This is a genomic window from Paenibacillus antri (assembly GCF_005765165.1).
In the GTDB taxonomy this organism is placed as follows: Bacteria; Bacillota; Bacilli; order Paenibacillales; family YIM-B00363; genus Paenibacillus_AE; species Paenibacillus_AE antri.
In genome coordinates, this window is sequence record NZ_VCIW01000020.1 from 1 (window position 1) to 24,165 (window position 24,165).

At 61.0% G+C, this 24,165-nt stretch carries 18 protein-coding genes; 3 read left to right on the forward strand and 15 right to left on the reverse strand.

Annotated features, from left to right (window positions below; all coding sequences use genetic code 11):
- From FE782_RS24285 to FE782_RS24305, 5 genes are all read right to left on the reverse strand, one after another.
- A partial coding sequence (locus FE782_RS24285; protein ID WP_138196955.1) for an NAD(P)-binding domain-containing protein occupies nt 1–97 on the reverse strand: 97 nt, incomplete at its 3' end.
- 30 nt (nt 98–127) lie between these two features.
- A complete protein-coding gene (locus tag FE782_RS24290) occupies nt 128–901 on the reverse strand; it encodes an SDR family oxidoreductase (protein WP_138196956.1) in 774 nt (257 codons plus the stop codon).
- 32 nt (nt 902–933) lie between these two features.
- Complete coding sequence (locus tag FE782_RS24295) at nt 934–2,478, reverse strand: gluconokinase (protein ID WP_138196957.1); 1,545 nt, start codon at nt 2,476–2,478, stop codon at nt 934–936.
- Nucleotides 2,475–3,752, reverse strand: a complete 1,278-nt coding sequence (locus tag FE782_RS24300) for a nickel pincer cofactor-dependent isomerase, group 22 (RefSeq protein WP_138196958.1) — start codon at nt 3,750–3,752, stop codon at nt 2,475–2,477. The genes FE782_RS24295 and FE782_RS24300 overlap by 4 nt, the downstream gene beginning before the upstream one ends.
- Before the next feature lie 36 nt (nt 3,753–3,788).
- The gene (locus tag FE782_RS24305) at nt 3,789–5,297 is read right to left on the reverse strand and encodes a tagaturonate epimerase family protein (RefSeq protein ID WP_138196959.1); all 1,509 of its coding nucleotides are present in this window, start codon (nt 5,295–5,297) and stop codon (nt 3,789–3,791) included.
- A gap of 150 nt (nt 5,298–5,447) precedes the next feature.
- Here FE782_RS24305 and FE782_RS24310 point away from each other — a divergent pair, with 150 nt between their 5' ends.
- Entirely contained in the window at nt 5,448–6,449 is a 1,002-nt protein-coding gene (locus FE782_RS24310; RefSeq protein ID WP_138196960.1) for a LacI family DNA-binding transcriptional regulator, read from the forward strand.
- Here the strand turns inward: FE782_RS24310 and FE782_RS24315 are convergent.
- The gene (locus FE782_RS24315; RefSeq protein WP_138196961.1) at nt 6,426–7,274 is read right to left on the reverse strand and encodes a helix-turn-helix domain-containing protein; all 849 of its coding nucleotides are present in this window, start codon (nt 7,272–7,274) and stop codon (nt 6,426–6,428) included. The genes FE782_RS24310 and FE782_RS24315 overlap by 24 nt on opposite strands.
- A gap of 138 nt (nt 7,275–7,412) precedes the next feature.
- On the opposite strand from FE782_RS24315, the gene FE782_RS24320 reads away from it, so the two are divergent.
- Nucleotides 7,413–8,696, forward strand: coding sequence for a Gfo/Idh/MocA family protein (locus FE782_RS24320; RefSeq protein ID WP_138196962.1), 1,284 nt, complete (start codon nt 7,413–7,415; stop codon nt 8,694–8,696).
- Nucleotides 8,697–9,183: 487 nt separating this feature from the next.
- On the opposite strand, the gene FE782_RS24325 is transcribed toward FE782_RS24320, so the two are convergent.
- From FE782_RS24325 to FE782_RS24365, 9 genes are all read right to left on the reverse strand, one after another.
- On the reverse strand, nt 9,184–11,157 hold the full coding sequence (locus FE782_RS24325) for a beta-galactosidase (RefSeq protein WP_138196963.1): 1,974 nt from the start codon (nt 11,155–11,157) through the stop codon (nt 9,184–9,186).
- A gap of 11 nt (nt 11,158–11,168) precedes the next feature.
- On the reverse strand, nt 11,169–12,311 hold the full coding sequence (locus tag FE782_RS24330) for a glycoside hydrolase family 183 protein (protein ID WP_138196964.1): 1,143 nt from the start codon (nt 12,309–12,311) through the stop codon (nt 11,169–11,171).
- 13 nt (nt 12,312–12,324) lie between these two features.
- On the reverse strand, nt 12,325–14,007 hold the full coding sequence (locus tag FE782_RS24335) for a DUF4185 domain-containing protein (protein WP_138196965.1): 1,683 nt from the start codon (nt 14,005–14,007) through the stop codon (nt 12,325–12,327).
- The gene (locus FE782_RS24340; RefSeq protein ID WP_138196966.1) at nt 13,967–16,255 is read right to left on the reverse strand and encodes a DUF6259 domain-containing protein; all 2,289 of its coding nucleotides are present in this window, start codon (nt 16,253–16,255) and stop codon (nt 13,967–13,969) included. The genes FE782_RS24335 and FE782_RS24340 overlap by 41 nt, the downstream gene beginning before the upstream one ends.
- A gap of 62 nt (nt 16,256–16,317) precedes the next feature.
- Complete coding sequence (locus tag FE782_RS24345; RefSeq protein WP_138196967.1) at nt 16,318–18,429, reverse strand: DUF4185 domain-containing protein; 2,112 nt, start codon at nt 18,427–18,429, stop codon at nt 16,318–16,320.
- 99 nt (nt 18,430–18,528) lie between these two features.
- Complete coding sequence (locus FE782_RS24350; protein WP_138196968.1) at nt 18,529–19,620, reverse strand: glycoside hydrolase family 172 protein; 1,092 nt, start codon at nt 19,618–19,620, stop codon at nt 18,529–18,531.
- 34 nt (nt 19,621–19,654) lie between these two features.
- Nucleotides 19,655–20,479 (reverse strand): carbohydrate ABC transporter permease, encoded by an 825-nt coding sequence (locus FE782_RS24355; protein WP_138196969.1) that lies wholly within the window; start codon nt 20,477–20,479, stop codon nt 19,655–19,657.
- Nucleotides 20,480–20,495: 16 nt separating this feature from the next.
- Nucleotides 20,496–21,380 (reverse strand): carbohydrate ABC transporter permease, encoded by an 885-nt coding sequence (locus tag FE782_RS24360; protein ID WP_138196970.1) that lies wholly within the window; start codon nt 21,378–21,380, stop codon nt 20,496–20,498.
- A gap of 81 nt (nt 21,381–21,461) precedes the next feature.
- The gene (locus FE782_RS24365; protein WP_238392646.1) at nt 21,462–22,847 is read right to left on the reverse strand and encodes an ABC transporter substrate-binding protein; all 1,386 of its coding nucleotides are present in this window, start codon (nt 22,845–22,847) and stop codon (nt 21,462–21,464) included.
- Nucleotides 22,848–23,109: 262 nt separating this feature from the next.
- On the opposite strand from FE782_RS24365, the gene FE782_RS24370 reads away from it, so the two are divergent.
- Nucleotides 23,110–24,159, forward strand: a complete 1,050-nt coding sequence (locus FE782_RS24370; protein WP_138196972.1) for a LacI family DNA-binding transcriptional regulator — start codon at nt 23,110–23,112, stop codon at nt 24,157–24,159.
- Nucleotides 24,160–24,165: the final 6 nt, after the last annotated feature.

The following is a 24,165-nucleotide window of genomic DNA, read 5'->3' on the forward strand; positions in this document are numbered from 1 at the left end:
GGTTATAGACCGCTACGGAGAACCCTTTGCTCTCCATGTTCAAGGCGAGGTTCTTCCCCATGACCGCGAGGCCGACGACGCCGATTTGCTGTTTCATGTTCGGTTTCCCCCTGTTGTTCGGTACTGGTTAGATCGTCATCGCTCCGAAGCCGCCGTCGACGCGAAGGAACGTGCCGGTCACGAAGCCGGACGCCTTCTCGGACGCGAGGTACACGGCGGCGCCTTGCAACTCCTCCGCCGCGCCGAAGCGGTTCATCGGCGTGTGGCCCAGAATGCTCTTCACGCGCTCCTCGGAGAGAATCTTACGGTTTTGCTCGGCCGGGAAGAAGCCCGGAATGATGCCGTTCACGCGGATGTTGTGCGGCGCGAACTCGCGCGCGAGAAACTGCGTGACGGAGTTGACGCCCGCCTTGGAGGCGGAATACGTGAACACCTTGGACAGCGGCGGTCCGGAGGAGACGGAGGAGATGTTAATGATGCTGCCGCCTCGGCCTTGATCGATCATATGCTTGCCGAACACCTGGCACGCGAGCACGACGCCCTTCAGATTGACGTCCATGATGCCGTCCCATTCTTCTTCGGTGATGTCGAAGAACGGCGTCGCGCTGTTGCGTCCCGGGCAGTTGAGCAGCACGTCGACGGAGCCGGACCAAGCGACGACTTCGCTCAGGACGCGGGCGAGGTCCGCCTTGCTCGTCGCGTCCGCTTGGAACACGGCGGCTTCGCCCCCCTTGTCCGCGATGCGAGAGCGCGCCGCTTCCGACGTCTCCGCGTTGCGGCCGACGACCGCGATCTTCGCGCCGTACGCGCCTAGCGCTTCGCCCATGACGGAGCCTAACGTGCTGTTTCCGCCGATGATAACGGCGGTCTTGCCGGTGAGATCGAATAAGTTCAAAGTCATGCCGAGAAATTCCCTCCTGGGTATGGGATTCGTTATTCCGACGGATGCGTTTGGAAACGAACGATGCGTCGGAACGGATCGACGAGCCGCGGGTATAGGTCGCTGTAGATCGAGAACAGCTCGTCGTACGTCGCCCGCGTCGCGGGGTTCGGCTCGTGCGTATGCGAAGACGCCGACCACGCCTTGGCCCCGGCGAAGTCGGGCCAGTCGCCGAGCGCGACGAGGCCGAGCGCCGCCGCGCCGAGCGCGGAGCTTTCGATCGCGTCCGGGACGGTGAGCGGCGCGCCGAGCACGTCGGCGATCGTCTGGCGCCAGAACGGCGACCGCGCGAAGCCGCCCGACGCGCGAATTTCGCGCGGCCGGCCGGCGGCGTCCGCCACCGCCTCCGCGACGGAGCGCACCGCGTAGCCGACGCCCTCGAGCACGGCGCGCACCATGTGGGGCTTGCCGTGCGCGAGCGAGAGGCCGAAGAAGACGCCGCGCACGTCGGCGTTCCAATACGGCGCGCGCTCGCCGGCGAACAGCGGCAGCGTCACGAGGCCGCCGCTGCCCGGAGGCGCCTGCCGCGCGAGCGCCGTGAGCGCCTCGTACGGGTCGATGCCGGCGGCGCGCGCTTCGTCCGCTTCCTTCGTCGCGAGATGATCGCGCACCCAGCGGAACAGCACGCCGCCGTTGTTGATAGCGCCGCCCGCGACCCACCGGTCGTCGGACAGCGCGTAACAAAACGTTCGGCCCTGCGGGTCCGTGCGCGGTTCGCGTACGATCGCGCGCACCGCGCCGCTCGTGCCGATCGTCACTGCGAACTCGTCCGGCTCGAGCGCGCCCGCGCCGACGTTGGCGAGCACGCCGTCGGACGCCCCGACGACGACCGGCGTGCCCGGCGCTAAGCCGAGGCGCTCCGCAACAGCGCGATCGAGTCCCTCGAGCGTATGCGTGGTCGGTACGAGCTCCGGCAGGCGGGAGGCGTCGATGCCGGCCGCGAGCAGCGACGGCCCGTGCCAATCGCGGCGCTCGAGCGAGAACAGTCCCGTCGCGCTCGCGATCGAATGGTCGACGACGAGCCGGCCGCCGAACCAGCCGGCGAGCACGTATTCCTTAATGCCGGCGAACGTCTTCGCCCGCGCGAAGATCGCCGGCTCCTTGTCGCGAAGCCACATCAGCTTCAGCAGCGGCGACATCGGGTGGATCGGCGTTCCGGTCGCCGCATAGATCGCATGCGCGTCGGTCTGCGACTTCAGAACGTCTACGTAGGAAGCCGCCCGGTTGTCCGCCCACGTGATCGAGGGCGTCAGCGGCGCGCCGCTCTCGTCCAATGCGATCAGGCTGTGCATCGCCGAGCTGAACACGACGCAGCGGACCGCGCCAGCTGCGATCCCCGCCCGCTCGACGGCCGAGCGGATCGCCGTCTCGACCGCGCGAGCGATCTCGTCCGGATCCTGCTCCGCCCGATCCGGGGCGGGCGTGTGCAGCGGATATTCGATGGACGTCACGGCGCGGACGGCGCCGGCGGCCGTATCGACGACGACGGCCTTCGTGCTCGTCGTGCCGATGTCTGCGGCTACGATATACGGCTTCATTTGGGCAAGTACCCCTCGCCGTCGAACGTCCACTCGTACGGCGCTTCCGAGACGATCTCGATGTCCGGGCGGTTCCGCGCTTCCTCGAGCAGCGTCGTCGAAATTTCGATTTCGCCGAGATGGAGCGTGTCGCGGATGCGCACGAGCCGGCAAGCGTGGAAATCGAGCACGTTGCACGTCTTCACGGCCGCCTTGATCGCGAGTTCGTCGCTCTCGAGCGTCGTCGCGAGCTTCGTCGGCGCGCACACCGTCGACGTGAGGCCGTTCAGGTACGTCGCGGTGAAATCCATCTTGTCCGCGAGCCGGCGCGTCGTGAAGTCGGCCGTGCCGACGCCGTTCGCGTTGCCCTTCGACTCCTTCGTCACGTCGAGGACGACCATCTTGTTCACGTCCGGCCCGCCGGACGCGTACGGCGTCGGATACCTGCCGGTGACGTTCGGGTCCATGCCGTCGCCGCTAATGTTCTTGCCGATGTAGTCGATGACGAGCACGTCGATCTGATCGAACAACAGCCGCGGCATGCGGGACTTCGCCATCTTCTGAAGCTCGACTTCGCGTTCGTACACGTTCTCCGCCGGCAGCACCTCGATATGGCACGTCTCGTCGTACGCGTTCTCGACCGCCGCGACGCCGAAGACGATCGGCAGCTTCTTCATCATAAGCGTCGCCATCTCCGGCACGAATTCGGCCATATACTTAAAGCCGAGCTGATGGCACGCTTCCGCGCCCTTCTGCTTGCCGAGACCGATCGCGATCATCTTCATGATGCCGCTCTCGATCGGACCGCGGAACGCCGTGTGCGGCTTCACGCGGTTGATGACGACGATGGCGTCGGCGGTCGACGCGATCTTATCGACGTACACCGGCAGGCCGTTCGCCAGGCGGTCGATCTCCACGACCTCCATCGACGATTCGACCGGCGCGCCCATCGTCGACTCGTCGATGCCGAGATGCTTCAACACCTCGGCCTGGCCCTCCGCCGTCGCGCCGCCGTGGCTGCCCATGCACGGCACGATGAACGGCGACGCGCCCGCCGACTTGATCGCGTCGATCGTCGTCTTGGTCAGGCCCGCGATGTTCGCGACGCCGCGGCTGCCGACCGCGACGGCCACGCGCTGGCCCGGCCGGATGCGGTCGATCGCGCCCGGCTTCGCGAGCTCCTGCCTCAGCGCCGCGAGCGGGTCGACCAGCTTCGAGGCGTCGAATTTCTGTCGGACGCGCACGATCGACGGTATCGGAATCGGCTTCAACATATCTCGGATCATGTCGCTCATGGGAAACCCCTTCCTTGTGGTTGTAATCGACGCCAACTATTTGCCTAATAAATCCAAGTGTTTCCCGATATGCGAAATTAGAGCCGTCTCATAGTCGCGTTCCCGGTCGCGAAGCGTCGCGTAGAATTCGTCCTTGAACAGCGACGCTCCCGTTTCGTCCTTCGCCGTCAGCAGAAGGCCGTACGTAATATGGATCAGCTGCCGCGCGTTATCCTCGTTCATGTATTCCGGCAGCTCCGCGTCGGACGTCTCCGCGAGCGGCTTCACCTTGGCGAAGTCGGCCGTGACGTGGTAGTACTTCAACGCCTCTTCCACATGCGCGGCGGCGTATTCGTGCATCCGGCGATACAGCGAAGGGTTGACGCGAGCGACGGTCCGCACCGCTTCGAGCCAGTTCGTGCCCGCGGTCTTCAGATGGAAGCGGCCGTTCGTATATTTCGCGACGAGCGGGAACACGCTGAATTTGTCGCTGCCGGAATGCACGCTCAGCTTATAACCGAAGTGATCGCAGATCGCCGCGTGCACGCGCAGCTCCCGCTCGAATTGATCGAGGTCGCCGATGTAATCGATCCCCTTCTGGAACTCGCCGCAAAACCGCGGCGCCATGCTGTACGGCGCGACGCCCTCGCGCTTCAGCTCGTTCGCCACGAACCAATGCGCGGCCGGATCGGTCGGCGTCGCCGTCTCGTCGATCGAAATTTCGAAGTCGATGGCCCGCCCCGCCGTCGCGATATAGGTCCGGTAAATATCGACCATGAAGCGAACCGCCTCGCCGTACACGAGCGCGTACCGCTGCAGCGCCGCGCGGCCGACCTCGATCGAAGCGCCGGCGATGTCGAACGTCCGGTCCGCATAGTCGTTCTCGATGCGTTCCCGGTACGCCGCGTCCAGCTCCGCGTACCGCCGCGCCACTTCCTCGTCGCTCGCCGAGCCGGCGCCGTTGTCGATATGCTCCGAGGCGTCCAGCGTCAGCATCGAGAAGCCGAGGCGCAGCGCGTATTCAATGTCCTGCGTCGTCTTCAGGTGGTCGCCGTCGGCGCCCCATCCGTCTCGATATCCTTCTTGGAAAACGGCGTACGACGCCGCATCCAGCACGTCCTCGTACGTGCGGCCCGTCAACGTCAGCTCCCGAATGCTCTGCTGCGCCAAAATCGGACGGACGTTCTTGCCCGCGACCGTCTTAATGTGTCCCGGCGACGCGAGCCCGAGCCGGTCGCCGAGGCCGATCGTCGCCATCCGCGTACCGATCGCGCGCGGCTTCGTATAGTCGAACGCGTCGTTCAGCGCGAGCCGGTTCGCGTGCGTCAACGGACACAGCTTGTAACGCACGTCCCCCTCCGTCGACTCGGTCCCTTCCAGAGCGGCGTATAGCGCGCCTCCGCCCACGACGAGCAGCTTCCGTTCGCCGCCGTCCTTCACCATCGCGATCGTCGCGCCGTCGGATTCCGCGAAGGACGCCGCGTATACGTTCGCCAAGCCTTCCAATGACGCGCCTGCCGCCAGCGCTTTCGCCGCGGCGATGACCTCGTTCGTTGCTGTCACCATGTCTCGATCTCCTCCAATTATAACAACGTTGTTATTCTTCCATGCGTCTATCATATGTTGAAAATTCGCTTTCATCAATGATAAATTTTACGGTATACTAAAAATAATAACAACGTTTGCATTTTTCGCCGGAGGAGGCTGCATCAGCGCATGAACGTCACGATCAAAGACATCGCCCGACTCGCGGGCGTCAGCTACTCCACCGTCTCCAAGGCGCTCAACGACAGTCCGCTCGTCAAACCCGACACGCGGCGGCGCATCGTCGAGCTCGCGCGGCAGCTCGGCTACGAGCCGAATCTCGCCGCGAAGAGCCTCGTCTCGAGGCGCAGCATGACGGTCGGCGTCCTGCTGCCGTCGCTCGAACGCGTCGCCTTGTCCGCGCTCGTCGGCCGCATCAACGACGCGCTCGCCGCGCGCGGCTACGAGGTGATCTTGTCGATTCTGCCTCCGACGTCGGCGATCCGGCTGTTTCAGCGGCTGCAGGTGGACGGCATCGTCGTGTTCGAGGACATTACGCCGGAAGCGCGGCATGTCGAGACGGTGACGACCGACATTCCGGTCGTCTCCATCGGCGCCTCGCATCTCGTCGGCTCCCGCTTCGCCGTCGTCGACGCGAAGCGCAAAGACGCGCTGCGCGAGGCGGTCCGATACTTGGCCGGTCTCGGCCACAAGCGCATCGCCTATATCGGGGACGCGCGGGAGTCCGACAGCAAGCAGCAGGAGAAGGTCGCCGGATTTATGGAGGGCGCGTTCGCCTTCGGCCTCTCGGCCGGCGACGCGCTCGTCCTCGACTCCGGCGGCAATACGTGGCGGCACGGCTACGACGCCGGACGGCGGCTGCTCGAGCTCGACGGCCGACCGACCGCGGTCATCACCGGCGCGTACGACGTCACGGCCGGCCTGCTGCGCGCCGCGCTCGACGGCGGCCTCCGCGTGCCGGACGATCTGTCGCTCGTCAGCTACGACCACATTCCGCAGCTCGCGGAGCTCGACGTGCCGGTGACGGCGGTCGGCGCCCCGGTCGACGCGTTCGGCGAACGGATCGCGGAGGCGCTGCTCGACATTATGGCGGACAGCGGCCCGATCCGCCGCGAGACGCACCTGGACGCCGTGCTGGAAGAACGCGCTTCAGCGGTTCGCTTCCCCGGCTGACCCGGCGGGACCGCCCGCCCGCCGCCCTTTGCGGTATTGCAGCGGCGAGCAGCCGCACACCTTCTTGAACAGCTTATGAAATTGGGCTGCGGGGCCGATGCCGATCCGCTCGGCGATGTCGATCATCTTCAGATTCGTCTCCCGTAGCAGCCGCTGCGCCTCGCGGACGCGAACGAGCTGCACGTACTCGGCGAAGCCGAAGCCGGTGCAAGCCTTGAACTTGCGGCTCAGGTAATACGGGCTGACGAAGAACCGTTCGGCCACGTCCTTCAGGAGCAGCGGCTCCGCGTACCGCTCCCCGACGTAGGCGGCCACCTCCGACATCGTCCGGTGCACGGCGGACGGCGCCGCTTCGTCGACCGGACGCTCCGCCGCCGCGCGAAATACGAGCAGCAGCAGCTGTCTCAGGAGCGCCTCGAGCATCGCGTCGCGTCCCGGCGCCGCGCCGCGGCTTTCGTCGATCATCTCGCGCGCCAGCGCTTCTCCCTTCCATCGTTCCTGCGGCGGCAGCCGGAAGACGCCGCTCTCCGTAGGCAGCGGGAACGTACCCATCGCCGTCTCCGCGAAATTCAACACGACGCGTTCGTGATCCGGCACCCCGGTATCGAGCGTCCGGTGGAGCTCCCCCTTTTCGATAAACACGAACTCTCCCGCCCGCACCCGGTACGTCCGGTCCCGAATGAAGTAATCGCGCTCTCCTTCGAACAAATAATACAGCTCGTATCCGTCGTGCGCGTGATCCTCGTCCATCGAATAATAGCCGATCCGCCTCGTATAATCGACTTGAATCGCGCCGTCGTCCGTTCGGAACTGATGCTCCGCCATGCCGATCGCCTCCTCGAGCAAGAATTGCAACTTTACGAGCCAAAACGAGCAATTTTATACGAAGATTATAACGTATCGTTCCGTTATATTAAATGGTAACGGATTCAAATATTTCTTTCGAACGAAGGGGACGGGCATATGAAGAAGAGATACGCATTGATCGGCACCGGCGGACGGGCGATTTTCTTTTACGGCGCTTTAGCCAAAGACTTTCGGGACACCTCGGAGCTGGTCGCGTTCTGCGATACGAACCAGACGCGGATGAATTACGCCAATCGGCTGCTGACGACGCGCTTCGAGCACCCTGCGGTGCCGACGTACAAAGCGCACGACTTCGAGCGGATGATTCGCGAGACGAAGCCGGACGCCGTCATCGTGACGACGATGGACCGGACGCATCATACGTATATCGTGAAGGCGATGGAGCTCGGCTGCGACGTCGTCAGCGAGAAGCCGATGACCGTCGACGAAGAGAAATGCCAAGAAATTCTCGACGCCGTGAAGCGGACCGGCAAGCAGCTGCGGGTCACGTTCAACTACCGCTACGCGCCGCACAATACGAAAATCCGCGAGCTGATCATGAACGGCGAGATCGGCGACGTCCATTCCATCCACTTCGAGTGGCTGCTCAACACGGAGCACGGCGCGGACTATTTCCGGCGTTGGCACCGCGACAAGCGGAACAGCGGCGGCATGCTCGTCCACAAGTCGACGCATCACTTCGACCTCGTCAACTTCTGGCTCGGCAGCCAGCCGCAGACGGTGTACGCGCAAGGCTCTCTGATGTTCTACGGCAAGGAAAACGCGGAGAAGCGCGGCGTCACGGAGTTTTATAATCGGACGCGGGGCAGCGGGGCGGCGAAGAACGATCCGTTCGCGCTCGATCTCGAGCGAAGCGAGGAACTGAAAGGGCTGTACGCGGACGCGGAGCACGAGGACGGCTATTACCGCGATCAGAGCGTGTTCGGCGACGGCATCAGCATCGAGGACACGATGGGCGTGCTCGTCCGATACAAGAACAAGGCGATTATGACGTATTCGCTCAACTGCTACATGCCTTGGGAAGGGTTCCAGGTGAACATTAACGGCTCCAAAGGCCGGATCGAGATGAAGATCGTCGAAAAGTCGTACGTCAACTCCGGCGGCAAGAAGGAAGACGAAGGCGCGCTGAAGACGAAGAGCATCAAGGTCATTCCGATGTTCGGAGAGGCGTACGAGGCGGAGATCGTCGAAGGCGTCGGCGGGCATGGCGGCGGAGATCCGATTTTGCTGAACGACATCTTCGGCGAGCCGGCGGAAGATCCGTACAACCGGGCGGCTTCGCACGTCGACGGCGCGATGTCGATCCTTACCGGCATCGCCGGAAACATCTCGATGCGCACCGGACTGCCGGTGAACGTCGACGGTCTCGTTCGATTCTAAACGCGAAAAAGGTTGCCTCCGGCAGGTTACGCTGCTCGGGAAGGCAACCTTATTTTCTGCCGAGACCCATCCGCGTTCAAGCTTAGGCTTCGGCTCGACAGCGATAGGGAACATGAAAATCCCCTATTTCTACGAAGTCTCCCTGAAACCGGAAAATAGGGAAAATCAAAGTTCCCTATTTGCGGGTAAGCCGCCTGAAAACGGGCATATAACGGCGAAAAGGAAACATCGCTGTTCCCTATTGATTCAAAGCGTCCGCATCGGCAGGGGCGGCACTAGCGAAGTCGCACGCAAATGTAAATCTGCAGGTAAATGCGCAGAAAAACGCCCGATATCGCGGAATGCCTGCGAAACTGCAGGTATTCCGCCATGAAAGGGGGCATGGAGCGAAAAACAACTGCAGATTCGCAGTTCGCCCCTGGCGAAAGGGATGCCGCGAACGAAACTGCTGTATTTTCACAGTTGTCGGCCACCCGCTTTCACCTTCCTACTTCTCCGCCGCGACGATCAGCGCATCCAACCCTTCGATCAGCGCCTCGCCGGACACGGTCCTCCCCGTGAGCGCGTCGACGCCTGCCTTCGCGAGCCGCACGCGCCTGGGCTCTCTCGCATAGTTCAAATAAAACGTGTACCTCATCCGCTCGCCGACCCGGTGCGTGACGTACACCTCTTCCGGAAGCTCCGGCTTCGGCACGCCGCGTTCGTCGGCGACGTCGCTCAAGATGGCGCGAAACAACTCCGCGCTGCCCATCGCTCCGACATAATACACTGTTCCCTTCCCGTACGCGTTCCTTGCGATCGCCGTTCTTCCCGCGTAAAACTTCTCTTGGTAGATGCCTGCCGTCTCCGCCTCTTTCGTCCGGAGCAAATCCAGCCAACCGTTCACGCGATACGACTTGCCGTTATAGAGGACGCCGTTCGAGTAACGGTCGGGCAGCACCTCGAACTCGTCGATTTCGACGCCCGCCAAGTCCGACAACAAGCCGGGCCACGGCGTGTCGATCGTCGCGTTCTCCCAAGTTTTCATCCCGCTTCGCGCGCCGATGACGAGGCAGCCGCCGTCCGCGACGTACTTCTCCAAATTTCGTCTCGTCTCTTCGCTGACCATCGCCAACGACGGCGCGACGACGAAAGCGTATCGGGCGAGATCCATGCAGGGATCTACTACGTCCGGCGTGATCCCCATACGAAGCAGCTCCCGATAATACGACGTCAAATGGCCCCGGTACGAAAAGTTCGGATATTGCTTCTGCGCCTCGAACGCCCAAATTTGATCGAAGCTGTGAAGCAGGGCGACCGGCGCTTCCACCTCGGTCGCGGCCAGCTCCGCGCCGACGGCCGCGAACTCTCGCGTCGTTCGCCGGATCTCTTCGTAAGCTCTCCGCGGCGTCCCGTCGTGGCGCAGGATGCCGTTCGGGTTTTGCTCCCAGCTGAACCGCCCCGACCTCCAGCGATAGTACAGAACCGCATTCGCGCCTCGAGCGATGTCTTGAATCGTCCAATACCGGACGAGTCCGGGCTCGATCGCCAAGTTATAATCGCTGTAATTGAAGTACCCGTTCTTCTGCTCCATAATCCAGATGGGCTCCCGCTTCGCGCTGCGGTGAAGGTCCAAATTCAGGCAGGTGTACGTATTGTCGGAGTCGACGTCCGGATACAAATCCACGCCCATTACGTCGAGATGCTTCCCGAGCTTATACAAATCTAACCCCAAGTAAAGCCCTAGCGAGTTGTGCGTGACAATGTGGGTCGGCGCGTGCTTCTTGACGATGTCGGCCTGCCGACGAAGATGGGCGACCGTCGCCTCGGAGCAAAACCGGTTGAAAGCCAGCGCCTGACTGACGGACTTCGTCAGCTGGTCCGCCGAGGGGAGCGTCACCTCGTCCCAAGAGCGGTACGACTGGCTCCAAAACACCGTCCCCCACGCGTCGTTCAAGCGCTCGATCGTCCCGTACGCGCCGCGAAGCCACGCTCGGAAATCGAGCAGGCATTCCTTGCAATAACACGGAACGGCCCGAAGCTCGTTATCGATCTGCCATCCGACGACGGCGGGGTGACGGGCGTAATGCGAAGCCATGCGATCGACGATTCGGGCGACATAGTAGGCGAATGCCGCGTTCGTATGGCAATGATAGCCTCGATCGCCGTGAATGCGCCCGAATTCATCCGTCCGCACGACTTCGGGATGCTTCCGTCGAAGCCAAACCGGAGACGCTTCGATCGGCGTCGCCAGCACGAACCGGATCCCTTCCTTCGAAGCCAAGGCGATGAAGTCGTCCAACCACTCGAAATCGAATCGTCCCTCCTCCGGCTCCAGCCTGGCCCAAGCCAAATCGGCGACGCGAAGCAGCCGGATCCCCGCTTCCTTCATAAGCCGGACATCCTCCGGCCACCTCTCCCTCGGCCAGTGCTCCGGGTAGTACGACGCCCCGAAAACCAATTCTCGCTCCGCGGCCGCCACGACATCGCCTCCTACGACTTCTTCTCCAAATCCGCCTTAAACCAGAACACATTATATGGGTCCCACAACGATAGCGCGAAATAGATCGTCTTCCCGTCGTTTTCCGTATATCTCGGATTCATATAAGGACCGTACAATCCGGGATATTCGTCCTTATCGACGAGAACGATCGGTTCGCCCCAGGGCCCCCACGGCGCCGCGCCTTCCCGAATGACGACTCCTTGCCCTTCCCGCAAGTACGTCATGAGCCACCGCTCCAAATACGGGTTCCAGACGACGGACAGCTCGCCGACCGTATCGTCGACGACCGTCGCCGCTTCCTTCGGCTCGCTCGACCAGATCGGCTTTCCGTCGTCGTCCGTTCCGGCGAAATATGCGTAGCCGTCGAGGCTTTCGATTCGAGACTCCTTCGCCTTCATGAGCTTCACGCCGCCGAAGCGGCCGGAAGGAACGCCCCAGAAGTAAATGTCGGCCTCCCCGTCCCCCTCTTGAATCCGATAAGGGCTGACTTGGATAAACCCGCTGTCGCCCGGCCACTTGACGTCGTCGAGCACCGTCCAGGTTTGCCCTTCGTCCGCGGATTTCGCGACGCCGGCGTAATTCGCGTCCCAATGGCCGGGCTCTCCCCAATGATTTACGGACATGTAGTACAGATACATCGTATCGTTCGCGTACAAACCGTGGGTCGGGATCTTCGTTATCTCCTCGAAATCGCGCTTGACCGAGGGAAGGAGCTCCTTCGCAAGGCCGATGTCGTCGACGATCATGCCGTCGAACGCGATGCCGTCGCTCGGATCCGCGTCCGTCGAATACGCCATCGCGTTGGAGCGCCAGAAGCTCCCCCCGCCTCCCGTCATGTCCGGCGGCCGTTCCCCGAACGTGTCGCCGAAGACGAAATACGTCGTATCCCCTACGTTGAACATCGACCCGAGATCGGTGCCGTAGACGGCATACCCATCCGTTCGATTCATGCCGTCCGCGCCGGTCAGCAACGCGACTTGCTCCAGACCGGCGACGCTCTCCAGGACGAAGGCGCTTCCGTCCGGTTCCAGCATCTTCTCCGTCGTCCCTCGCTCTCCCGTGCCGCAGGCGGCGGCCGTACCCGCGGCGACGCCGAAGGCGAGCGCGCATGCCCAAGCTCTCCGAAGCTTCATGTCGTCCGTTCCCCTATTCACTGTAGTAAACTTCCAGCTCCGCGACCGAAGTGAACTTCGAGGCGCCGCCCGGCGTTCCGACGATGCGGACGCCGTCTCCCTGCGTCTCGTCGAAACGGAATTCGTATTCGGCGAACGCGCCTGCCGTCTCGTCGAACGGATACGCCGGCGAAACGACGACGCCTTCGACGTCGATCCACTCGAAATTACGCCTGACCTGCACGCGGAAATCCTCGAACCATCCTCCGTCCTCGAACATGCCCCCGGTCGTGTATACAAGCTTATTCATCTTATAAGCCTGCGACCACGTCATTCCCCAGTAATCCTCCGACTTCGCTTCTCCGTTCCAGCTGTCCTCGGAACGGTCCTTCGCGCCTTCGTGAACCGACCGGCCGTTCCCGTAATGGTTGGACCGCGAGATCGGCGTCGCGTCGCCGCCGTTCTCCGGAAGGGCGAGATTCGAGCCGCTCTTCTTGTTGGCGGCTTTGCTCTTCTTATACGGGGTCACCTTCAATTGGCGCAGCGAGAAATTATATATTTCGACCCCGCCGACGAACGTGTTGCCGTTCACCCACATCGTCTTCCCGTCTTCGCTGATGAATTTGGACGGAATGACCGTCGCGTAGCCGCCGTGCTTCTCCGGCGTCCAAGGGTATACGCCGAAGTCCTTCGAGAAAAACCGCTTCCACGGTCCCCACGGCTTCGGCGCTTCGTAAAATTCGAACGTAAACTCCGTCCAGGACGCGTAAATATATCGCTCCAGCGGCTTGTTATACACGACGTTGCTCTGCGAGAGAACGGCCATGTTCGATAAACCCTCGCCCAGCAGCTCTTTGTAGACGCGGCGATCGTCCCTTAAGACCGGCTTTCTGTTTTCCAGCTTCCCCGGCTCGGTCCACCTCGCATGTCCGTATAGATCGCCTGCGTAATACTCCCACCTCGACGCGTCCTGCACGGCGTCCTTCGGCATGCGGGCCAAATACAGCTTCGTCGGATCGGGTACGGCGTCCGAGAACGAATCCCGCCAATTGCCGTCCAGCCCGTACGCGTACACGTAGTCGTCGAACGTGTTGTTCGAGCCGTCTTTGCCGTAATCGAGGAACATGATCGTCGTAAAGGTATAATCGTCGAACATCGGCTTCGACGGATCGAACGTCCACGTTTTCCCCTTATCGGTAGACTTTAGAATCGTAGCGGCCGGCGCGTCGTTGAACGCCGGGGCGCCCTGCTGCTTGTTCAGATCCTGCACCGCAAGATAGAGGTCGCCGTCGACGGACGCCATGCCCGTCGGTTTTTTGTTATACTTTTCCGGATCGCTCCATACTTTCCCTACCTGCTCTCCGGCGGCCAACCGCTCGCCCGACAAGTCGTCGCTCGCCGGATGCCCGTCGATGCGATTGACGACGATGTCCGCCCAGGGCTGCGACCAGTCGAAGCCTCTGCCGTCCCCCATCGCCGCGTAGAGCCGATCGTCGTCTGACCAAGCCGCCGGCCATAAATCGCCGTTGCTGTCCGAGAACGTCCGCGTCGTCTCGTCGACCCATACGGTGGAGAAGAAAGTACTCTCCTCGGGGATATAGATTTCGTCCTCGGGAACGTCCGGCCGCACGGCTTGCCCTGCGTCGCCCGTACAAGCGGATATCAGAGTTACCATACTAATGACTAGCGGGATCGCGATTAACGCTTTCGTCTTCACTCCAGTCCTCCAGACCCTTGTCGGTAATCTCCAGAATGACGACGCGCTTCGGCGGAATCGACAACCGAACGGCTCTCGCTTCGTCCGCCGCGATCTCGCCCCCGTCTTCGATCGCGTCGCCCTCGATGCGACGGACGCGATAAGACCCCGCGGGCAAGTCGTATCGCTTCATGTCCAGCTCGAAGGAGACGTTCCGCGCCACGTCCGTCACGTTCGCGAAGAAGAACGCCAAACTCTCCTCCCGGTACTGCCAAACGGAATGAACGATCGCGTCGGCCTCGTAGACGCCGGACTCGTTGTACTCCGGGAAGTTCTTATCGCAGTTGTAATGGAACCAGTCCAGCGACGCCGTCTCTCTATCGAATGACAGCGGTCGAAGCATCTTGCCGTACGCCAAATATTTGTTGCCCGGGCCGACCCGCATCCGCGCCAGCATCCCCAAGTATCGGGCGCGTTCGGGCGATAGCGCATACCCTCTCGGTTCGAAAATGTAATAGTGTTCCTCCGGGTCGTTTTCCTTCCCGTCGATCGCTTCCATCGGGCTGTACTCGTAATTCAGCTCATAGATACCGCCCCACAGGTACGTTCGCGCGGCGGCGAAGTAAAACAGGGAGCCGATCTCCTCCGTCAGCTTGCCCCAGCCGTCCATCCGCAGCGCCCCGAATTCGTTGTATACATAGGTGAACATCGGAATCAGCGCCGCCTCGCCGGTCATAAGCAAGTTCTTGAAATTGTACATTTCCAAGGGGGCCGCCGGACGTCCTCCTGCCCTCGCTTGGTAATAATCGAGTACATCCAGGAAAACCTCGTTCATCATTTCGGTTCCCATCGGAATATACCGTCCGGCCTTCTCGATCATCGCTGCCTTCGTAGCCGCGTAGTTGTCTCGATACGCCGCCGCGATCTGCCTGCCGGCGCCGACCGGATGGCCGTGCGATTCGTCCATGCACACCTTCAAAATGTTGTTGGCGGAGATGTCGTAGTAGATCGAATCGACGTCGGCCTCCGTCTGCAGCCGCTCGTCCCGGCGCACGTGCAATTCCCGGATGTACGGGGCCGCCGGACATACGAGCGAAAATTTGTACTTGTCGATGCTTCGAAGGGCGCCTTCCTCCGGGAACCGCTGCAGCGCTTGGCGGCCGAGCTCCGCGTCGGCGCCGTTCAGACCGAATAAATAGTCGAATTCGAACGGCGCGTACTTGTCCCCGTACGCCTTCATCGCTTCGAGATTGGCCGGGTGAAACCGCGTCGGAAACCAATCGTCCATGCCGCCCGGGACGCCGTTGTAGAAGTTCTGCGTGCGATGAACCCAATCGGGCCCGAGGATATGGAACATCGGCGTCCCGATGTATTTATGGTACTCGCGAATCCATGCGCTTCGGTCGTGACCGGCGTTCATCCCGAACGTGCATACCCCCGTTTCCTCGTTCAACCAGCGGGCGCGTTCGGTATCGGGCCGCTCCGACAGCGGGCCGCCTCGGCACCATAACTGCTGTACGGCCCACTGTTTGTATAGATCGGCGGCCTCGTACCACCCTTCTCCGTCGAGCGGCCGAACGACGACCGGATATTCGACGGTCATCCCCGTCCCCGGCGCCATCGATTCCGCGCCGTGAAAGAAGGACGCCTCCAGCAGGCCGTTCTCGTTCTTGTAGAAATTCAGCCATTTGGGATGCATCTCTCCGTCGTACGCCGCGAAATACAATCCGCCTTGCCCTTCGCCGTAGTACGCGAAAAACTGCATCGAAGCCCCTGAGAAGCTTTCCGGGTAAGGCATATGCCGCAGCCCGACGTCCCCGCCGAAGTGCTTCGACGGGTTGCGGACGCACAGCCCCGTCGCAAAGCTGTGGGCGACGTAGTCGTCGGCCCCCTCGTCCGTGATCGCTTGCAAATCCGGTATGATCGGGTACTCCAGGCCGACGACGGTCTCCTCCGAGTCGTTGCGAACCTCGGAGAAGAACCGGATCTCTTCCCGTTCGGCGGACGCGACGACGGTACCTATGACCGTCAACGCCTTCGCCACTACCCACTCGAACGCGATCGTCGTCTCGCCGTCCGGCGATTCCGAGATCGAATGCGTGCAGCGCTCGAATCGGCTCGTCGTTCCGCCGGCCGTCTCGATCCGGAAGGCGTCGGCCTGCATCGCGACCGCGTAATCGATCCGTTTCGCTTTATCGAACAGCTCCCGCACGGAGCCGGTCGCCTCGTCGAACCGGATCCGGAGACGCCGGGTTTCCAACGTCAACATAAACCCCATCACCGCGCTTTCTTCGAATTATATCGCTTCGCGAAAGAGAGGCCGCGCGAGCTTCATTGCTCCGCGGGAGCCTCGGCCAAATACACGCGCAGATCGTAGCCGGCGTTGTTGCCCGGAAGCTTGAACCCGCCGGCGAACGTCTCCGTCGCGCCCGAAGGGATGCTGTGCGTCACGCTGGCGTATTGCTCGATGTCGCCCTTCTTATCGTACAGCGCGACGACGAACGTCGCCGGCGCCGCCTCCGCCGTATTGTTGCGGACGGTCGCCTCCGCCGCGACGAACCCCTTCTTCGGCAGCTCGTTCAGGACGTTGCCGCTTGCGTCGCGGATCGTCGTCTCGCCGAGCGTGAACGCCTCGCCCGTCACCTTCACCGTGCGAACGGCCGGCGCCGCGGCGGTGCCTTCGCGGTCGGACACCGTGTAGGTCAGCGTATACGTCCCCACGATATTCGTGTTCACGGCGCCTTCCACGTCGATGAAGCCCGTCAAGTCGCCGTCCGCATCGTCCGTCGCCGTCGCGCCGGGATCGACGAACGTTCCGCCGAGCGGCACTTCCATCGTCGCGTCGCCGCGCAGCGTAAGGACCGGAGGCGTCGCGTCGATCGGATACAACGAGAAATCGTCCGCCTGCACCCATGTGTCGCCGGAGGCGTGCATGCCGGCGAAGATCGTCACGGAGGCATGGTCGCCCGAGTTGAAGCGAACGGTAAGCGGCGAGTACGAATCGAACCGTTCGAACTTTACCTCTTGCAGAATGCTCCCGTCGGAACCTCTGGCCCCGAAATAGCCCGCTTGATTGTCGGTCGACGTTCGAACGAACGCCTTAAGCCGGTATTCCGTATGCGGCGTCACGGGAATCGTCTGGGTCACCGCGTTCCACCCGCTTGCGTTCCGCAGCCAGACGTTGTTGCGGCCGCCCCGGGCGAACGTTCCTCGGTCGATGCCGCCGTTGCCGGCTTCCAGCGTCCACGGCGCGGAGACGGTGCCGGACGTCTGCGCCTCGAAGGACGGATCGGCGACCAGATTCGCCGCCGGCTCGCCGATCGACAGCGTGGACCGCATCAGGATGACGTTATACGGCCCCCACTCGGAGACGAGCATGTATAAGTCCGCGCCGTCGTTCGTCCACGGATGGATGAATCCGCCGTATAGTCCCGGATGATCCGCTCCCGTGACGACTTCCGTCTCGGCCGACCAAGGCCCCGTCAATTCGGAGGCGCTGCGCATGACGATCGCGTACCGGTTCTCGTTCAAGTACGTCATCACCCACTTGTCGAAATGAGCGTTATAGGCGACCGACAGCTCGCTGACGGGAACGTCGACGACGGGAGCCGCGGCGGCCTCGTCGTTCGCGACCCAACCGGAGCCGTTCCAATATTCGTAACGCTCCTTCGACAGCAACTCGGTCTCCGGCACTCTGGCCAAATACGCGCTGTCGAATCGTCCGGCCGGCGTTCCGAACATGTACGCGTAACCGCCTTCCTTCGCGTACGCCGCCTGGGCGAACTTGCTGCCTGCAGCCCACGTCGTCCCGGATTTCGTCCACGTTTCGCCTTCGTCGTCGGAGTAGGCGATTTCGGAGAAGTTCGTATTCCAGCGTCCGTTCGCGCCCCAATTTTTAATTTGCATGTAGTGGATATAATGGCGCGAACCGACCGTGACGCCCGCCGTCGGGATCGCCGTGAAGTCGCTGGCGCCCGACGTGTCCTTCGCGGAATGGATAATCTCCTTCGCGTAATTCGGCCGCGCCGGATCGGCGATCATCGAAGAAAACGTCAGTCCGTCGGACAGATCGGCGTCTCGGGACAACGCGAGCAGATTGCTCCGCCATCCTTCCCGCGCGCCGCCGCCGCCGAAGCCGCCCCATCCGTCGTCGTACGAATCGCCGAACGCGATCATGACCTTCTTGTCGGCCGGATCGGTCGTCGCGTCCCACACGATGCCGAGGTCGGTCGCCGTCAGGCCGTAGTTGTCCGCGGTCTGATTCGGATTCGGCGCGGTCTCCCCTTCCAACGTCCTCCCGGTCACTCTCGCCACCTTCACCGCTTTGCTTGCCGTCAACCGGAAATCGTCGTCCCCGTCCGCGCCTGCCGGAACGGGCGCCGCGGCGGCCGCGCCGCACAACAACGCCGCCGTTAAGATAACGTTTACATATTTGTGTTTCAAACGTCATTCCCCTCCTTACGATAGGTCGGCGCGAAGCACCCGGGAGTCTCGCCCCCGGACGCCTGCGCTCCGCATCGATTCAATCGTGTATTCGGCCGGTTAATAGTCGAAGCACTTCTTCAGATCCTCGTCGTTGAACGGCAGAATGTCCGGCAGCGGCAATCGCCGATGCACCGGCAGGATGATCGGATGATCCTTATGCGGCTCGGTCTGGTACCAGTACGCCGTGCTCGAGTAATCGTCGCTCCGGTGGTTGTTATGTCCGTGCTCGATCGTGACGCGGATCGACTCGTCGAATAAAATCGGATCTTCGATATGGAACCGGTACGCGGAAATTTTCCCCGACCAGTTCGGTCCGCCGCCGAGCGTAATGCCGTGATAAGGCGAGTGGTACTCCTGCTGCGGGCACCACGCGGTATTGAAATAATCTTCCATGCCCGTGCCGTGCAGCGAAGGCGGCCACGCCTCGCCGTCGATGAAGATCATGTCGTCGCCCTCGCCGTACCAGTTCCATTCCCGCGTGGCGCGCAAATTATGAATGTTCAGGTTGCAGCCGACGTAATGCCCCTTGCCGACCGCGTCCAACATCACATAATTGCCTTCGCCCGTCGTATTTTTCCCGCCGAATTCGAACAGCGCGTTGGAGATGTCGTCCGCGATCCCCTTCGTGAGTTCTCTGTGCCAAATCGCATGGAACCGAAGCGGACTGTCGATGTCGCGATCGTATAATTCATAATCGATATAGAAATAAAACTTGATCGGCCGGTCCGCGTTGGACTCGATCGTAAACCGCGCCTCGCTGCCGAACGGCATCGCGAAGAAGGAGTTCAGCGCCTGCCCGTCTTCCGGACTCATCGCGAGCGGCGCGGACCAGTAGTTTTTCGTGATGCCGTGGCCGATGCCGAAGAAGTCGCCTAACGGCGCTTGCACGCTCGGGTTTTGTTCGCCGTCCCAATACATGCGCAGCACGAGCTTTCGATACAGCGCTACCTCCGGAACCGGGTCGAACGGCGCCGTCGTGATCCAGATATGCGTCACGCAGCCGCTGCCGGCGATTCGGCCGAGATCGACCGTCTCCCCGGGCCGAACCGTCAAGTAATCTTTGTTTCCGCCCGTTACATCGTAGGAGGAAATTCGTTTCCTCTTCCCATGTCTTTCCTTGTATAAGTCCCTTAGTGAAGTGCCCAGCATGTCTCTTCCCTCCGCAACGATGTCTAGATGTCGATTACTTCAAACCGGAAATCTTAATGCCTTGAATAATGTAACGTTGGAAAACGAGAAACAATCCGATCGTCGGCAGCGCGCCGAGCGTCGCGCCCGCGAGCATCAGTCCGAACTCCGACCCGCGGCCGGATCTGAACTGCGCCAAGTATTGGCTGATTTGGAACAAGCTTTCGTCCGTAATCGTCATGACCGGCCAAATGTATGCGTTCCAGAACCCTAAGAATGCGCCGATACCGACGATGACGAACGGAGGATACGACATCGGCAAGAAGATCGTCGTATAGATTTTGAATCGGGACGCGCCGTCGATCAGCGCGGCTTCTTCGACGGCGATCGGAATATTCAAATAGAACTGTCGAATGAAGAAGATCGAGCCGGCCGAAGCCATCCCGGGGATGATCAGCACGGACATCGTATCCAGCATCCCCAGCCGGGTGACGACGACGAAGGACGTAACCATGATCGCCATGCCCGGAATGAACATCGTCGTGATCACGTATAACCAGAGCGCTCCCTTAAAGCGGAAATCCAAGCGGGCGAACGCATAGGCCGCCATGGAGTTGATCCATAATCCTACGGCCGCGAAGATCAACGCGCCGACGAAGGTAACGAAGGCGGCTCGCGTGAACGCCGGATCGTTCAATATTTCGCCATAGTTCGAAAACAGCCACACTTCCGGGAAAATTCGCACAGGCGTCTGAAGCACTTCCGTCTTCGCCTTGAAACCCGATATCGCCATCCAAAGAAGCGGAAACAGGGCGAAAATCGCGAACAGGAAGCCGATGACGGACACGGCCGCTCGCTGCGACGCACTCATTGTTTTCATGGACGTCCCTCCTCGATTATTCGTCGATCGCCTTTTCGGAATTGATGACTCGGAAGATGATCGCCGAGATGCTGCCCAATACGACGAAGAGCAGCAAGGCGGCCGCGATCGTATGGCCCATCAGCAGATCGTTCCGGAAATGCTCGAATATGTAGAAGTTCGGCAGCAGCGTAGCGTCGGACGGCCCGCCGTTCGTAAGAAACAGAGGCAGCTCGAGCTGTTGAATCGCGCCCACGAATCCGGTGACGAGCAAATAGACGGCAACGTTCTTGAGCAGCGGGATCGTTATGTGGAACATCTTCTGGATAGCCGACGCGCCTTCCAGCGACGCGGCCTCGTAATAAGATTCGGGGATATCGAGCAGCCCCGCCAGCATGATCAGCGCCGTGATGCCGAAGCCTAACCAGATCGCCGGGATCGCAAGACCGAACAGGACGATTTGCTTTTCCACCAGCCATCCGACCTTCTCGAACCCGAACGAACCGATGATCGCGTTCAGCACGCCGCCGTCGAAGTTGTAGATGATTTGGAAAATAATGGCCGTAATAATCCCGGATATGATCGTCGGGATATAGATGGACGTCTTCACGAAGCTCGACGCCTTCCGCCCCATCGCCCGCACGACATGCGCGAACAAGAAGGCGAGCACGAGTTGAACCGGCACGACGAGCAGCACGAATTTGAGGCCTACGCCGATCGACGTATAAAACCGATCGTCCGTCAATACGAGATAGAAGTTCCGAAAACCGACGAACACGGGGTCTTGATAGAAGCTCCAGTCGTAGAAGCTGATCCGAATCGCGTAGATCAGCGGGATGACGACGAAAATGCTCAACATGATCACGACCGGGGAAAGCATGAGGTACGCGGTGCCGTTGTTGTACCTCTTCTTGTTTTTCATGCCCTTGCCACCTCATTTCGAGTAGGAGAGCATCCGGAAGCGTGGAACCGCTTCCGGATGCCGCCGAGAAATACCCGTCGGTTACGGCTTCTTGCTCGCGTAGTCGTTCTTCGCGATGAATTCGTTGATTTCTTTCTCCGCTTGCGCCAGCGCTTCCGCGGGGCTCTGCCCTTGGATCGCGCGTTCGATCGCGGAGCCGAAGGCGAAGCTGATCGCCCAATCGTACGTCGGCTCGGCGAGGGAATACGGGACGATCTTCTCCGCGATCATCTTGCGGACTTCGTCGCTCTGCGCCTGCGGATCGGCGTTGATCGCTTCGTCGACCGACTTGCGCGGCGGGAACTTGGAGAATTGGCTCGTTCGGAAGTAATCGACCATAATTTCCGGATCTCCCGCGAGGAACCAAGAGATGAATTCGCCGGCTTCCTTCGGATTTTTCGCCTTGCCGTCCATGACGAACGACCAACCTCCGAGCGTAGCGGACGGCTTCGTGCCGTCGCCGTCCGGCGTCGGCATCGGCGCGACGCCGACATTCGGCAGAATGTCCTTGTAATCGTTGCGCAGCTGGCCGATGCCCCACGAACCGTTCACGGACATCGCCACCTTGCCTTGGCCGAAATCGGCCATATCCGTGTACCCGTTCAGCGCTTGCGCCGGAGCGACCTTCTCGTCATAGAGACGCTTGTAGAAGGCGATCAGGCTTTCATAATGCGCGTCCAGGTTCGCCTTCGACCAATCCTCGGAGATCGCCTGATGGCCGCTGTTCATCTGAAGGCCCCACGTCGTCCAGGAAAACTCGACCGCATTGCTCGCGATATGAAGACCGTACACGCCGTCCTTCGTCAGCTTCTTGCCGGCGTCGATCAGCTCATCCCACGTTTTCGGCGGATTCGCCGGATCGAGACCCGCCGCTTGGAACAGATCCTTGCGGTAGTACAGCACCGCGGACGGCTCGACAAGCATCGGATACGCATAATGTTTATCTTTATAAAGTACGAACTGTTCGACATTCGGGTATAAGTCCGCCCAGATCGCCGGATCGACGTATTCGTCGAGCGGCATGAACTGGCCTTGCATCGCCGCGGGCACGATTTTGCCGTAGTCTCTCGTATATACTTGAGGCGCTTTGCCGGCGGCTTGCGCGGCTTTCATCTTCTGATCCCAAGCGTCGCCCGGCACGATCGTCAGCTTCACTTCGATATGTTCGTGCGTCTTGTTAAACTCTTCGACCCACTTCTTGAACCAAGCGCTCGTCGACTCCTCGAACTGGTTGACCCAGAAGTCGACGACGACCTTCTCCTTCGGCGCGTCGTTCGTCGCGGCCGCGCCGCCGTCCGACTTCGACTCTGAGCCGCTTGCGGCGTCCCCGCCGGTTCCGCCGCCGCCCGATCCTCCGCTGCAAGCCGACAGAACGAGCGTCGTTCCCATGACCGCGGCGAGCAGAAGCTTTGCTGACATCTTTTTCATGTGAAGCATCCTCCCTTTTTTGTTGTACCTATTTAAACGCGCGTCGCGCATTTAAACCGATTTCGTCGAACGAGGGTGTTATCGTTTACACATCATGATGGCGCGATTTGGTATCGCTTTCAGTTTACCGGTAAAGTTATTATAATCCATGTTTTTCCCCTTGACAACACGGTAATTTTAATTTTCTTTTTTGTTTACTTTTCCGATCAACTTCGATATAGTTTTATCGATAAAGCCTTAATTCGATAGGTGAGAGCAGCTTATGAAGAAACGCGTGAAGTTAGACGATATCGCGAAAGTCGTCGGTCTTTCGAAGATGGCCGTGTCCTTGGCGCTGCGCGAGGACGTATCCGTCAGCAAGGACACGATTCAACGGGTCAAGGAAGTCGCCGATCAGCTCGGGTACACGCCGAATCGGTTCGCGCAAAGCCTCGTGAACGGGCGGTCCCGTACGCTCGCCCTGCTACTCGGCGGCTCGCTGCACGACGATTATCAGAACCAAATCATTCGCGGCGCGATCCCGTACGCGATCGAGAAGGGCTATACGCTCTCTATCGCGCCCGCCGAATGCGATCCTTCGCTGGAAGCCTCCTATATTCGGAAATACCAGAACTTGATGGTCGACGGCTTCATGGCGTTCCACTGCCGAACGGCCGAGCCGTACAAGCAGCTGAAGAAGAACGGCGTCCCCTTCGTGCTGTATACGAAGTATTTCGAGGATTTGGAATGCGACTACGTCGTCTGCAACGATTTTGCGGGCGGGTACGAGATGACGAGGCGGCTGCTCGAGTTGGGACATCGCAACATCGCTTTCGTCTACGACGAGTATTTAAAGCAGTCTTCCGAAGTGTTGAACCGAAGGCGCGGTTACGCCGCCGCGCTCGAAGAATTCGGCCTTCCCGCCGGCGCGGCCTCGGCGATCTCCTTCGACTTCGATTTCAAGTCGAATCAGACCGATCCGGAGCATCTGTTGGCGAAGAACTCGGCCTTCCGCGAGCGGATGAGCGGCGCCGGTCGACCGACGGCGCTCTTCGTCTGCAACGACGTGCTCGCTTCGTCCGTATACATCGTGCTGAAGAAGCTCGGCTTAAGCATTCCGGGGGACGTCTCCGTTGCCGGCTACGAGGGCGTCTATCTCGGCCAAATTCTCGACCCGCCGCTCTCGACCGTGCGAAGTCCGATTCAAGACATCGGTCGCAAGGCGTGCCAGATTCTCATCGATAAGGTCGAGGGGACCCTTCCGAAGTCGGAGACGATCCAGGTGAAGCTCGAGCCGACGGTCGAACTTCGGGGATCGACCGCTCCGCTGTGACCGAGC

Coding starts and splice junctions, on each gene's coding strand:
- FE782_RS24340 (WP_138196966.1), bottom strand. CDS start 16,255: ATGTTGACGTTGGAAACCCGGCGTCTCCGGATCCGGTTCGACGAGGCG.
- FE782_RS24355 (WP_138196969.1), bottom strand. CDS start 20,479: ATGAAAACAATGAGTGCGTCGCAGCGAGCGGCCGTGTCCGTCATCGGC.
- FE782_RS24295 (WP_138196957.1), bottom strand. CDS start 2,478: ATGAAGCCGTATATCGTAGCCGCAGACATCGGCACGACGAGCACGAAG.
- FE782_RS24305 (WP_138196959.1), bottom strand. CDS start 5,297: ATGGTGACAGCAACGAACGAGGTCATCGCCGCGGCGAAAGCGCTGGCG.
- FE782_RS24310 (WP_138196960.1), top strand. CDS start 5,448: ATGAACGTCACGATCAAAGACATCGCCCGACTCGCGGGCGTCAGCTAC.
- FE782_RS24350 (WP_138196968.1), bottom strand. CDS start 19,620: ATGCTGGGCACTTCACTAAGGGACTTATACAAGGAAAGACATGGGAAG.
- FE782_RS24290 (WP_138196956.1), bottom strand. CDS start 901: ATGACTTTGAACTTATTCGATCTCACCGGCAAGACCGCCGTTATCATC.
- FE782_RS24300 (WP_138196958.1), bottom strand. CDS start 3,752: ATGAGCGACATGATCCGAGATATGTTGAAGCCGATTCCGATACCGTCG.
- FE782_RS24330 (WP_138196964.1), bottom strand. CDS start 12,311: ATGAAGCTTCGGAGAGCTTGGGCATGCGCGCTCGCCTTCGGCGTCGCC.
- FE782_RS24365 (WP_238392646.1), bottom strand. CDS start 22,847: ATGAAAAAGATGTCAGCAAAGCTTCTGCTCGCCGCGGTCATGGGAACG.
- FE782_RS24320 (WP_138196962.1), top strand. CDS start 7,413: ATGAAGAAGAGATACGCATTGATCGGCACCGGCGGACGGGCGATTTTC.
- FE782_RS24370 (WP_138196972.1), top strand. CDS start 23,110: ATGAAGAAACGCGTGAAGTTAGACGATATCGCGAAAGTCGTCGGTCTT.
- FE782_RS24360 (WP_138196970.1), bottom strand. CDS start 21,380: ATGAAAAACAAGAAGAGGTACAACAACGGCACCGCGTACCTCATGCTT.
- FE782_RS24315 (WP_138196961.1), bottom strand. CDS start 7,274: ATGGCGGAGCATCAGTTCCGAACGGACGACGGCGCGATTCAAGTCGAT.